This is a genomic window from Dyadobacter sp. Leaf189 (genome assembly GCF_001424405.1).
Taxonomy (GTDB): domain Bacteria; phylum Bacteroidota; class Bacteroidia; order Cytophagales; family Spirosomataceae; genus Dyadobacter.
The window spans coordinates 1780724-1793194 of sequence record NZ_LMPS01000001.1 but is presented as its reverse complement, the minus strand read 5'-3'; the positions used below and the strand labels follow the sequence as shown (position 1 = coordinate 1793194).

Here is a 12471-nt window from a genome sequence, read left to right as displayed (position 1 = left end):
TCCGCTCACGGTGACAAAAGTGAGCTCAGGGTAACAAAGGTATTCGCTCAAAACAATTAGTATATAGTCATCATAAAATCCACATCATGAAACGATTAATCTTTCCTTTCCTTCTGCTCCTGGCTTTATCGACGGCCGCTTTTGCCCAAAAGGGTACCATTAACGTGGCGAGCTACAATCTCCGGTACAATACTTCCAACGATGGCATTAATGCCTGGCCCAACCGGAAAGAGAATGTAAAAGCGCTGATCCGCTTCCATGAATTCGACATTTTTGGTGTACAGGAAGCATTGATCGGTCAGCTGAAAGATGTGGCTGAACTGCCTGAATTTGCATTCTACGGAAAGGGGCGCGACGATGGCAAAGAGGGTGGCGAGCACTCGGCTATCTTTTACAAAAAAGACCGTTTCAAACTGTTGAAATCGGGCGACTTCTGGCTGAGCGAAACGCCTGATAAACCCGGCAAAGGCTGGGATGCAACCTGCTGCAACCGGATCTGCTCCTGGGCCAAGTTCCAGGACCGCGACACGAAAAAGGAGTTCTTCTTTTTCAATGTGCATTTTGACCACCAGGGCGTGGAAGCGCGGAAACAGTCGGGACAATTGATGGTAAAAAAGATCAATGAAATCGCAGGCAAATCGACCGTATTCCTGACAGGGGATTTCAATTCAACACCCGAAACAGAACAGATCAGGGCTATACAGGGGATTTTGAGCGATGCGCATGAAGTGACCAAACAGGCTCCTTACGGACCTGAGGGTACTTTCAACAGCTTCAAATTCGACGCGAAAATGGATAAGCGCATTGACTATATTTTTGTAAGTAAGAATGTGGATGTTCTGAAATACGGTGTTCTTACAGACGCCAGGGAACAACGCTATCCCTCTGATCACCAGCCTGTCGTGATCAAAGCGCATATTAAATAGGGAATGGAAGTCTTTGTGAAAGTTGGGTGTGGTAACAAACTGCGCCCAACTTTTTTTCGTTACATTGAAGCCAAATGTCAGCCCGGATCCATGCTCAAAAGCTTACTGCCTTTTCTTTTCATTGTGGCTGCCCAGCTTGCTTCTTTTTCCCAGAATGTAAAAATCAGTATTGTGTCGCCGCGCGTTCTGAACGACCGCCGCGCTATTTTGCTGACGCGTGAAAAGGGATTTGCGGCCGTGGTACATTCCATTCAGCTTGGCTTTGACACAACGCACCTTAAAATGGACAAAAATCTCTTGCCTGACCTGTACCAGTTGCAGGTGTCCCAATTGAAAGGTTCGCTGACTTTTTTCTTTGAATCGGGCACGGTGATCAGGCTGGATACCGGAAATGTTTCGAAATCAATTGTTACCAACTCGCGCAGTAATTCGGAATGGCAGCATTTCAACGACAGCATTCAAAAACCCTCCGATTTACGGGCCAGTAAATGGGTTGTAGAAGAAGCCCGCGCCAGGAAGAAAAATCAACAGGACAGTACCAGGTACTGGCTCGAAAAACAGCGTACAGAAAGAGAGGAACTACTTGCGGAAACTGCTGCATTTATCCGCAGAAATCCACACTCCTATGTGAGCCTTTATCTATTGAAAATCAATTGGTATGCACTCAAAAACCTGGGCCTTTTCGAGCTACTGGACAACTCCCTTTCCACACACCGCAACTACGCGCTCCTGAGAGCCAAAAAGCAGGAATATTCAGGAGCCAGATAGATTGGCTATTCAGCTAAAATCCCCTCGCTTTTAACAGGATTTTACCCTGGTATGTTTTTAGTAATACCTCGGTCACATACATTCTGTTTGTACAACTAATTCTATCATACTATGAAACTTGAAAGCGAAAGGCGGCCGGTAATTACATTGAGTAATGAAAGCTTCAAACATTATCTCATCCAAAGGTATGGTGCTAACTCTGATGAGCCCTGGCGTAAGCTTTTCCACGTCTCTCAGGAGCTCATTTCCCCCGATACCTGGATCAAGTTATATAACCGCGCGAAAGCTGATCTCGAAAGTTCAGGCGGCTGCATTACCGGCTACGAGGTTGTTGACGACGAGCTCGTCAGCCACGAAGCAATCGGCACTTACTGGCCCGGTAACTGCATGTGGGTAATGCAGTTCGACCACAACCAATCGAATTAACATGCTTTACGCTACCGGGTTATCTGCAAAAAGGGCGGGCTGCTGTTATTCCAGCGGCCCGTTTTTGTTGGTGGCTGTTTGCTTAAAATAATTTCCAGCAAAGAAAAGGGAGGTACAACCTTTCATATACTTCCGCACCTCTTTGACTTGGAATGTATATGAACAATCCGCCTGGTGTGCCCACACCAACCAACCTTTCAATCCGCAACAATGAGAAAGTCACTTGCCTTCCTGGCATTTTTGTTTGTCAACGTCTCTGTGAACGGGCAGGATAATGTCCGCACAGAAATCTACCAGGAAACGGATACTTTGCGAAAACAGCTTTTTATAGACCGGTATGAAAACGTTTTCATGACCAAAGTACCAACCCGGCACATGTTCAAAGCTGCGATTACCAGTTCGGATATTCAGGGAACGGGAATCAACATTGGCTACGAATACAAGCTCCTCCCCTCTTTGTCGCTTGAAGCTTCTGTTTATGCCCAGCTTAGCCAGGACAATGCGAGTTTTGCCGAGAGGCTGGTGCATTTTAACACCGACTTTGTGAACATTTACGGCAATGTAAAAGCGCGGTGGTTTTACAATATGAACAAGCGGATTGCGAGCGGACTTCATGCCAACAATTTCAGCGGGACTTACATTGGTTTCAGCTACGAACAATCCATTTACAAAGCCGCCCCATACCGGCAAAGTGTCAGCAGAATGGGTTTGTTATACGGATTCCAGAGCCGCTTTTTCAATAATGGGTACATTGATTTCGCATTGGGACTCTTCCAAAATCCCTATTCCCACATCAGGTTTTATGAGTATCAGAATCGGTTCGATGTCAAGAACTTCGTATTGGGTACGCAGGCTAACATCGGGGTTGCATTTGGTGATTGGAAAAGAACTTCAACGGACCCTGCCTGTGACGTGATCCTGTGCGACGAGTCGGTGAAAAGCCAGTGGAAGATCGAAATGCCGAATATATCCATAGGCTGGCTGCAGCAATCGCTCCGTGGCGGCATTGCCTATGAAAGAAGAATTGGTAATGCCCCCCTTTCAGTACAAGGCAGCCTGAATGGATCTCTGTTTAATATGCGAGGTTCCGACAGCTACGAGCAACGTTATTCCTCCGTCAGCACCAGCGTTGAACTCCGGTATTATTTTCTGCAAAAAATGATGATGAGAAAAGGAAGGGCGGGCAATAACCTTTCCGGTCCTTATACTGCCTTGAAGGGTGGATACGAAATTTTCAAAGCTGCAACCAACTATCCATTTGTGCCCCAGAACAAATTTACGCAACGCGCGACGACCGCCGGACTAGCGCTGGGTTACCAGCAGCGGCTATTCAAACGGATGTATTTCGATGCTTCCATATTCTACGTAAAACCCTATCAGAGCGGTAACCGCATTAACGGCGGCAACCGGCCATATCTCTGGTCTAAAATGGCGGTCGGGTTTACTTTCTGATAAAACCCGGGATACCTGACATTCTTCTCTCCTGCTCTGCCCGTATTTCGCCTCTCACAGGTAAAATTCCGGGAAGTACGGCCGCCAATTCAGCGCTGGTAAGGTCTTTGTATACAACATACGCGTTTCGGGATTATGTAACCGGTAGAAACCCGGAATACACTTGCCCGTCGGTCAGGTATGTTGAATATAAATTGCTACGTATGAAAAAAATCAAGTATACCATCTCGCTGTTGAAGGAAACCTTTTCAGAGTTTTCTAACGATAATGTACTCAAACTGAGCGCCGCATTATCATACTATACAGTCTTTTCGCTGGCGCCAATGCTCCTGCTGATCATTTCCATTGTGAGCTTCTTCTTTGGCCGGGAGGCTTTTGAGGGTGAGCTTTATGGACAACTGCAGGGTTTGTTGGGGAAAGAAGCCGCCGTTCAGATCCAGGAGCTGATCAAAAATGCGGCGATCACCGACAAGTCGACCACCGCGGCAATAATCGGGGGCGTGACGCTGCTGATAGGTGCCACCGGGGTTTTTGCGGAGATACAGGATTCCATCAATTACATCTGGGCGATCAAGTCCAAGCCGAAGAAAGGCTGGCTGCAATACCTAAAAAACAGGCTGTTGTCATTTTCGCTCATTGTAACACTGGGCTTCCTGCTGGTTGTTACGCTCGGCGTGAATACTGCGGTTGATCTGCTGAGTGCCCGGCTTGAACGCTACTTTTCTGATGTTTCCGTCGTTATTTTCTCAGTCCTGAATGTTGGACTGGTGCTCGTGATCATAGCGGCGCTGTTTGCCGTAGTCTTCAAAGTGTTGCCCGACGGGCACGTACGCTGGAAAGAATGTCTCATCGGAGCGGGATTTACCTCCATACTTTTCGCAATTGGTAAGTTTGCGATCAGCTTTTACCTCGGCAGCTCTGACCTGGGCGCAACCTACGGAGCGTCTGCTTCCATTGTTATTTTACTTTCCTGGATCTACTACTCTTCCATTATCCTCTACTTCGGGGCTGAGTTTACCAAGGTTTTTGCCAAATCTGACGGTCATGAAATCCGGCCGAACGAACATGCTGTGCTCCTGGTAAGGCAGGAATTCCAGCAGGAAGCACCTGGCCAGCCAGTCGCCGGCGCACAAAAGGAGAAATCAGGCATTCATATTGACCCTGTTGCTGCCAAAAACAAGCTTTTTGACACAGTGACAAACTTTATTGATGATAAGCTCAATGCGATACGCGCCGAAGTGTATGGACGCGTATCAAAAATGGCTTCCCCGGCTGTATACTACCTGCTGGCAGCCATAATCGGACTTTGCATTATGATCACCATTTTGCTCGTAGCAGGTCAGTTACTCAACCGGTGGCTGGAAAGCGATTATCTCGGCTACCTGATATTGCTCGGATTTGTGATCCTGCTGCTGGTGCTGCATCTGGCATTAAAAAACAAGATACGCGACCTGATCGGCAAACTGCTTTTCAAGGTCAGCAAGGAAAACTGAGAGCAGCTTCCCTGTGGTTATTGCTGCTTCTGCGCATGGAATACCACAGGAAGCTCGACTTTATATGCAACCACGTGGCCACTCTGCAATGCAGGTGTCCAGGCGGGCATATTTTTAATTACCCGGACAGCTTCGTCATTAAATGCCTTCTTGCGGGGTTTCAATACCTGCACATCCTGGATAACACCGGTTTCGTTGACAATAAAAGTAGTCACCACGGTTTGTTCTTTGCGCGTTTGGGGCTGTATCAAATTTTCCGAGAAATACTTTTGAAGCGCCTCCTCTCCGCCCGGGAACTGGGCTGGATGTTCCGCAACTGTAAAAACGCGCCTCGGGGGCTGGAAAGATTCCTGCTGCGCGTATACCGAACCCGAAAGAATGATCAGGAATAAAAAAATGAAGTGCTTCATAACGATATTAATTGTTGACTGCGCAATGCTATCTCATCGTCAGGCAAATAGCAAGCCACTTAATAACAATCCGAAATAGTGCAAAACCGAATTCCGGCGTTTACGGCTTATAGGTAAATTCAATAATCGCTCCCTGCTCCGCCGATTCTTCCGGATTCTCTCCTGACGGGCCCGAGGTTACTGCGGACTTGTCCGTTACCACATAGATTTTCGTTCCGTCTGCTGAAACTGCCACGTCGCGGTATCTTACTTTATTCATAAAATACTCTCTTTCTTCTTCAACTCCGGTACCTGCCGCATTCAGTTTCAAACGCACGATTTTGCCTTTTTTAAGTGAGGTAATCAGGAGCGAGTTCTTCCAGCCCGGAATAGCGTTGGAAGTGTACGCGGCAATTCCCGAGGGTGCCAGCGACGGCCAGTCGGGGCTCTTTTTGCCTGCCCGGATCGTATCCGCAAATGCAAGCAGCAGCTTGTTTTCAGTTGCAAAAAAGCTTTTAACCGGCGGTTCGAAGTTTTTGAGCTTTCCGGCATTCGCCTGCTCGTTTTCGATGTACGGGTAAGTAGTGTTCCATTTGCCAGGCAGGTTGTCCTTATCGGTAACACCCGCAGAAAGTCCGTTGTAGTTCCCATCGGCATAACCAATCACCAGCGGGTGCCCGTAATTTCTGCCAGCTTTGATGATATTGATCTCATCGTCGGAAAACGGTCCGTGCTCGGAGGAATAAATCACCGGCTGCCCATTGATTTCCATCATATCCAGGCCTTGCGGGTTCCGGTGCCCTATCGACCAAACTGCATTCTGTCTGCTCCTGCGGTTAAACGGATTGTCGTTTGGGATCCAGGCTTCATCCTTTTTGCTATCCTGATCGGGTTCTGTGTTAAAACGCAGCATTTTACCCTCATAAATAGCCGGATCCTGGGCGTGATTGGTCCGTTCTGCATTCTTAAACTGTCCGGCGCCCATATCCCCGACAGAATAAAAGAGGTAGCTCTTTCCGTTTACAGCCGAAATCAGCAACCTGCCTCCGTTATGGTCATTGCTACCCGGGATCACATCGCAAATCGTCTCCGGATTTTGAAGCTTCTGGGTTTGCTGATCGTAAGTGCAGCGGACGATTTTTGTTTTATAATGATAGCCGTGGTCTTTCGGGTCCTGGCCGTCGCCGGGCCTGTCTTTACCCTCAAAATCATAGACAAACGCGAGGTAAACGAATGGCTTGCCTTTCAAAAGCATCGGATGCAGCGCCATTCCCATTAAGCCACCCTGCGGCAGGGGTTTTCCGCCGTCAATGGAATCGCTCAGCTTATCGTAGTTGGGGAAAGTCTTCGCGGTGCTGAGGTCAATAAGTACCTCCTTGTTCCCGCTTGCAGGATCAATCCGGAGCACACGGTAATCTTTTGATTCGGTAACCCAAAGATGCTGGTCGAGACCGAACACGATTTCCCACGGATCGGAAGTGCCTTTGGCGATAATCTTTTTGTCGAACTGCTCCTGCCCTGCTTCCTGGGCAATGCAGGCCGCAGCCGGAATGAAAAAGCAGGATACCAGTACGTTTAGTCGCAAACTCCTTAAAAACAACATAATCGATAGCAGATACAAAGTGATTTGAACGATGCGTCAGCTAAGTAAAATCATGCCAAAGTTGGGTCGTAAACCCCTACTCTGTTTTTAAAGACTTCACCGGATCCAGCAATGCGGCGCGGATTGCCTGGTAGCTGACGGTGAGCAGCGTAATCACCAGTGCGCCCAACGTGGACACTGCAAAAATCCACCAGGAGATTTCGGTACGGTACTGGTAAGAAAGCAGCCAGTTATTCAGAAAATACCAGGCAAGCGGAATCGAGATCGCACAGGAAACAATCACCAGCAACACAAAATCTTTTGATAAAAGAGCCCACAGGTTCGGTACCGTAGCGCCTAATACTTTCCGGATACCGATCTCCTTGGTACGCTGCTCGGCAGTAAAGGAGGCAAGTCCAAATAAGCCCAGGCAACTGATCATTACCGCCAGTGCAGCAAATACGGAAGCAAGTCTGGCAATGCGTTCTTCTGTGGAAAACTTGGTAGCAAATTGCTGGTCTGCAAACTTGAAATCGAACGGACTTCCCGGACTAAGCTTCTGAAAAACACTTTCGATCTTGTCCAGCGACTCCCGCGCTGACATAGCCGGATTAAGCTTGATGTTGATCACATTCGCCCAGCCATAGTTAACCATAAAAAGCGCGGGCCTCACCGGTTCAAAGGGAGAATCCATCAACATATCTTTAATCACACCGACGACAGTGTAGGTTACTCCATTCCATTTCATGTACTTCCCGATCATCTCCGCAGGTTGCTTGTAGCCCATATATTTCAATGCGGCTTCATTCATAACCATGCCTGTTGAGTCCGTTGAAAATGATCTGGAAAAATCCCTTCCCCCGACAAACTGCCAGCCGACTGTTTTACCAAAATCGTGCGTTACGCCTACCGTGCAAAAGTTGTCCTTAAAATTCGGGTCTTTACCCTCCCATTCAAATCCGCCATTATTGGAGCTGTTTTGAGTGGGTGCCGTCGATGACGTGGACATTTCCACAGCGGCCCCTGTTTCCAGCAAACTCCCTCTTAATACATTGTACTGATTGTAAAGTTCTGGTGTGTTGATATTGACCGTGATCAGACCGTTACGATCATAGCCGATCGGACGGTTTTTAGCATGCTGGATTTGTCTGTATACGATGATCGTACCGATAATCAGGGTAATAGATACAGTGAATTGCAGGACAACCAGCACCTTACGCGGAACAGCGGCAAAACGTCCCAGGGAGAAGGTGCCCTTCAATACTTTCACGGGCTGAAAAGAAGAGAGGTAAAGGGCGGGATAACTCCCGGATATCACACCGGTGATGAGACAAAACGCAATGCCGGCAAACCAGAACAATGGGTTTGTCCACAGGAAATCAATCTGCTTGTCGGCCAGTACATTGAATGCGGGAAGCAGCAGCACAACCAGCGCAATGGAAAGCACGAATGCGCAGGCGACCACAAGCAAAGACTCACTTAGGAACTGACCGATAAGCTGGCCGCGCAGAGAACCGATTGCTTTGCGGATACCCACTTCCTTCGCCCGCTTTTCGGATCGGGCTGTACTCAGATTCATAAAATTAATGGAAGCCAGCAGCAGTACAAATGTTCCGATTATACCAAATAACCATACGTACTGAATGCGTGCATTGATATTGCCCGATGAATCCCAGCCGGAATACAGGTGCCACTTTTCCATCGGATGCAGGAACACCTCCGGTTTGAGGTAAGCCGTCTGCGGCGAGTGTTTGAGCTTGATGTGCCTGATCTTTTCAGATACCTGAGCCATATCGGCCTTGGGGCTGAGCTGCGCCAGTATCTGCCACGAATTATTATCCCATTCCGCATTGTCCAGCGCAGATTTAACCCAGCTTTGCGTTGCCACATACAAGTCCCAGGGTGCAATGAAAGTCAGGTCGCGAAATTCTGTATTATAAGGAAGATCTTCATAAACACCCGTCACTTTCAGGTTCATCGCATTATCAAGTCTCACGATTTTACCCACTGGATTTGCATTCCCGAAAAGAACCTTTGCCACACTCTCCGACAACATGATCGAGTAAGGTTCATCCAGGCCCGACCTCGTTCCGCTGAGCATTTTCAGTGAGAATAATTCAGGCGCTTCCTCGCTCATATAAGTGCCTTTTCTGGTGAATTTCTTTTCCCCATTCGCGACGATATGCTCCCCGGAAAATGACGACATAACAATGTATCTGAAGTCGGCGCCATAGTGCGTACGAAGTTCGTTCCCGAGTGGAGCAGGCATGTATTCACCGTAATGTTTGGTACCATCTGCCGTTACTGTCTGCATGACTTTGGCTACCCTGTCATAGTTTTGATGGTATTTATTGAATGAAAATTCATCATGGATCCAGAGCCCGATCAGCATGGCAACAGCCATTCCGGCAGCGAGCCCGCCGATGTTGATGAAAGAATATCCTTTGTTTTTGGTGAGGTTTCTTAATGCGACTTTGAAGTAGTTACGGATCATGGCTGGACTGGCTAAATAGGTTTTGGAATATTCGCGCGACTTCTTGTCCCTTGCAAAAGGGCGCAGCAGTTTAAATACATTCAAAATGTAGTGTCGCCTGGCACGTGCTACACCCACGGTTTGCACCCAGTGATCATACATTTCGAGCAAATCGCCCTGTACTTCCTCGGAAGTGTTCGGGTCAGCGAAGCGGGCCAGAAGCCTGGCGGCCCAATGTGGCGGGTTCATCTTTTTCATCTACCCTTTTGATAATTGGAATCCGGATTGCGGCAATGCATTCCACAGATCGTCACGAACTTGCTTTACTTCCAGCAGTACTTTTTGCCCAAGTGCCGTAACTACAAAAAAGCGCTTGCGGCGTCCGCCCCGCTCAGCAGTAGCCCCGCCCATGACAGAAGTCAGGTAACCCTTTTGCTCCATGCGCTGCAAGGTTGTGTGGACGGAACTGAATCCGACCAGTCTGCCCGTTTTACGTTCGAGCTCCTGAGTCACGGTTACTGCATAGGCATTCTCGCCCAGTATGGCGACGGTCAGCAACACTACCTCTTCAAATTCTCCCAGAAACACACGCTTCATAAACGCAATTTGATTTATTCCGATAATGTCGGTTAAATAACTGTACCGGAGCAGCTATTTTCCATAAATACCTGTTTTACAACTTAATGAAAACGAAATCCCAGGTAGCAGTGTGTTCGATTTCGAACGAAAATAACAAAATGGTCGGTAGATTATATTCAAGTGTGGCTATACTGATATGAATGCAACAGCCAAAACCAACTATGAAATTAAAAGCCATTCTTCTGCTTGTGCACTTATCCATGGGGATTGTACAGGCACAGATTAAACCCGATACCCGGCATTTTGACCAAAAAGGAGAAGCCACAATTACTTCCAACAAAGAGCTGGTTGAGATCGCCTGGCCGACTGGCGAAGGGAAATACGGAATGGTGCAGTTCGACCTTTCGGCTGGCCGTCCGCTTCTCAAACGCATTGCACTGGGCACCAAAGCTGCGCCGGTAACAGTGTCGGAAGATCTTGATGCCGCATTTCTGCTGACTGTCGGAAAGCGCGATCTGATGTCGCAGAACGGATGGAATATCTTCTTCGACAAAGTACCCTCGCGGCCATTTCAAACTTTTCCGGTCGTACTTAAAAAGTCAGGTATCTCGGTTAAAAGTATAGGTAGCCGCACCGTAGTAACCATCGGAAATCTTTCTGCCGACCGGTTTGCGGGTGTTTTGGAAGTGACTTTTTACAATGGAAGTCCGCTCTTCAATGTCGCAGCTGTCATGTCCACCAGCGCAAAAGCTTCGGCTATTGTCTACGATGCCGGACTGATCAGCAGAACGGACAAATGGAAAAAGCTCTTTTGGACTAATACCGGCAATCAGATTGAAACCGCAGCGGTTCAGTTCAGTGATTCGGCCCGGAATCTTGCCGTAAAATACCGCACGATCGCCGCGCAGGGCGAAGGCGGGGCTTTGGCTATCTTCCCCGCGCCGCACCAGTATTTTTATCCGCTGGATGAAGCTTTTAATCTCAAATTCATCTGGCACGGGAAAGGTTACCGGAACATGCCGGACGGATATGGGATCGGGATCCGGCAGGAACTGGAAGGCGACCGCCGCTTTGTTCCCTGGTTCAATGCGCCGCCGGGAACAGCGCAGCGACTGAATTTCTTCTGCCTGCTCAGTGACGCGGGCGGTAGTGAAGCGATCGGGGCGGTAAAGAAATTCACCAATGCAGATCAATATGTAAAACTGCCCGGCTTCAAAACCATGTCAAGTCATTTTCACAATGAGTTTATCATGAATGTGGTGCTGGCTGGCAAGCCTGTGCCCGAAAAGCCAGAGTTCGTGGAAGTATTCAAAAACCTCGGTGTGGATATGGTACATCTCGGCGAGTTCCATTATACCGCTCACCCGAAAGGTCCCGATTCGGTCAGGTTGAAGGAATTGCAGGCGCTTTTTACGCAATGTAAAAGACTCTCAGACAATGAATTCCTACTCATGCCGGGCGAAGAGCCCAACGAATTCTTTGGCGGGCACTGGATGCAGCTCTTCCCAAAACCTGTTTACTGGATCATGTCACGTAAGAAGGACCAGGCTTTTGTAGAAGACAAACCTGGTTTTGGCAAGGTGTACCACGTGGGTGATAAAGAGGATATGCTGAGATTGTTGCAGGAAGAACAGGGACTGGCCTGGACCGCGCATGCCAGGACCAAAGGCTCGGTGAACACGCCCGACATTTACAACCACGAAGCATTCTTTAAATCCGACCGCTTCATGGGCGCAGCCTGGAAAGCAATGCCCGCCGATCTCTCCCAGCCCCGCCTCGGAAACCGCGTGCTCGACTTGCTGGATGACATGAACAACTGGGGTGAGAAAAAAACGGTCATCGCCGAGGCCGACCTATTTACCATCACACAGGAAAACGAAATGTACGCGCACATGAATGTCAACTACCTCATGCTCGACCAGCTGCCGAAATACGAAGGAGGCTGGAAATCCGTCACAGAGGCAATGCGGGGCGGCAAATTTTTCAGTTCGACCGGCGAGGTATTGATGCATGAATTAAAGGTAAATGGAAAGCTGTCCGGAGAAACGCTCGCGCTGAATGCAGACGGGACTGCCAGTGTAAGCTTGAAGCTGAGCTGGACTTTCCCGATGAACTTCGTGGAGATCATTTCGGGTGACGGTGAAAATGTATACCGCGAGAAAACAGACCTTTCAAAGACCAAAGCTTTCGGCGAACAGCAATTCCAGTTGCGGCCCAGTCTTAAAGGAAGAAAGTGGATGCGGGTCGAAGCCTGGGACAGCGCAGTAAATGGCGCTTTCAGCCAAACTTTTTACCTGACGCCGGCAAACAAATAGCCTGGATTTACACAAACAGAAAAAGGCCGGAAGAGCAAATCCTCCGGCCTTTTGCACAGGTACTTTCT

10 protein-coding genes are annotated in these 12471 nt (G+C 48.5%); 6 read left to right on the top strand and 4 right to left on the bottom strand.

Annotated features, from left to right (window positions below; genetic code table 11):
• The first annotated feature begins 86 nt into the window (after positions 1 to 86).
• The 5 genes from ASG33_RS07545 to ASG33_RS07525 all read left to right on the top strand — a co-directional run bounded on the left by ASG33_RS07545 (position 87) and on the right by ASG33_RS07525 (position 5065).
• Positions 87 to 926, top strand: coding sequence for an endonuclease/exonuclease/phosphatase family protein (locus tag ASG33_RS07545; RefSeq protein ID WP_056282045.1), 840 nt, complete (start codon positions 87 to 89; stop codon positions 924 to 926).
• A gap of 90 nt (positions 927 to 1016) precedes the next feature.
• Complete coding sequence (locus tag ASG33_RS07540) at positions 1017 to 1694, top strand: DUF4369 domain-containing protein (RefSeq protein ID WP_056282042.1); 678 nt, start codon at positions 1017 to 1019, stop codon at positions 1692 to 1694.
• Positions 1695 to 1805: 111 nt separating this feature from the next.
• A complete protein-coding gene (locus tag ASG33_RS07535) occupies positions 1806 to 2120 on the top strand; it encodes a hypothetical protein (RefSeq protein WP_056282039.1) in 315 nt (104 codons plus the stop codon).
• A gap of 210 nt (positions 2121 to 2330) precedes the next feature.
• Complete coding sequence (locus ASG33_RS07530) at positions 2331 to 3572, top strand: hypothetical protein (RefSeq protein WP_056282036.1); 1242 nt, start codon at positions 2331 to 2333, stop codon at positions 3570 to 3572.
• A gap of 203 nt (positions 3573 to 3775) precedes the next feature.
• The gene (locus ASG33_RS07525; RefSeq protein WP_056282033.1) at positions 3776 to 5065 is read left to right on the top strand and encodes a YihY/virulence factor BrkB family protein; all 1290 of its coding nucleotides are present in this window, start codon (positions 3776 to 3778) and stop codon (positions 5063 to 5065) included.
• A 17-nt stretch (positions 5066 to 5082) separates the two neighbouring features.
• Here ASG33_RS07525 and ASG33_RS07520 read toward each other — a convergent pair whose 3' ends face one another.
• The 4 genes from ASG33_RS07520 to ASG33_RS07505 all read right to left on the bottom strand — a co-directional run bounded on the left by ASG33_RS07520 (position 5083) and on the right by ASG33_RS07505 (position 10106).
• Positions 5083 to 5475, bottom strand: a complete 393-nt coding sequence (locus ASG33_RS07520; protein WP_056282029.1) for an energy transducer TonB — start codon at positions 5473 to 5475, stop codon at positions 5083 to 5085.
• Between the two features lie 100 nt (positions 5476 to 5575).
• Positions 5576 to 7039 (bottom strand): PQQ-dependent sugar dehydrogenase, encoded by a 1464-nt coding sequence (locus tag ASG33_RS07515; RefSeq protein WP_162242730.1) that lies wholly within the window; start codon positions 7037 to 7039, stop codon positions 5576 to 5578.
• Positions 7040 to 7133: 94 nt separating this feature from the next.
• Entirely contained in the window at positions 7134 to 9767 is a 2634-nt protein-coding gene (locus ASG33_RS07510; RefSeq protein WP_200942726.1) for an ABC transporter permease, read from the bottom strand.
• Positions 9768 to 10106, bottom strand: coding sequence for a PadR family transcriptional regulator (locus ASG33_RS07505; RefSeq protein ID WP_056282022.1), 339 nt, complete (start codon positions 10104 to 10106; stop codon positions 9768 to 9770).
• A 203-nt stretch (positions 10107 to 10309) separates the two neighbouring features.
• On the opposite strand from ASG33_RS07505, the gene ASG33_RS07500 reads away from it, so the two are divergent.
• A complete protein-coding gene (locus tag ASG33_RS07500) occupies positions 10310 to 12403 on the top strand; it encodes a hypothetical protein (RefSeq protein WP_056283438.1) in 2094 nt (697 codons plus the stop codon).
• Positions 12404 to 12471: the final 68 nt, after the last annotated feature.

Excerpts from the sequence above, each read along its gene's own strand:
- ASG33_RS07505 (WP_056282022.1), bottom strand. The coding sequence starts at position 10,106 with ATGAAGCGTGTGTTTCTGGGAGAATTTGAAGAGGTAGTGTTGCTGACC.
- ASG33_RS07535 (WP_056282039.1), top strand. The coding sequence starts at position 1,806 with ATGAAACTTGAAAGCGAAAGGCGGCCGGTAATTACATTGAGTAATGAA.
- ASG33_RS07545 (WP_056282045.1), top strand. The coding sequence starts at position 87 with ATGAAACGATTAATCTTTCCTTTCCTTCTGCTCCTGGCTTTATCGACG.
- ASG33_RS07530 (WP_056282036.1), top strand. The coding sequence starts at position 2,331 with ATGAGAAAGTCACTTGCCTTCCTGGCATTTTTGTTTGTCAACGTCTCT.
- ASG33_RS07520 (WP_056282029.1), bottom strand. The coding sequence starts at position 5,475 with ATGAAGCACTTCATTTTTTTATTCCTGATCATTCTTTCGGGTTCGGTA.
- ASG33_RS07500 (WP_056283438.1), top strand. The coding sequence starts at position 10,310 with ATGAAATTAAAAGCCATTCTTCTGCTTGTGCACTTATCCATGGGGATT.
- ASG33_RS07540 (WP_056282042.1), top strand. The coding sequence starts at position 1,017 with ATGCTCAAAAGCTTACTGCCTTTTCTTTTCATTGTGGCTGCCCAGCTT.
- ASG33_RS07510 (WP_200942726.1), bottom strand. The coding sequence starts at position 9,767 with ATGAAAAAGATGAACCCGCCACATTGGGCCGCCAGGCTTCTGGCCCGC.
- ASG33_RS07525 (WP_056282033.1), top strand. The coding sequence starts at position 3,776 with ATGAAAAAAATCAAGTATACCATCTCGCTGTTGAAGGAAACCTTTTCA.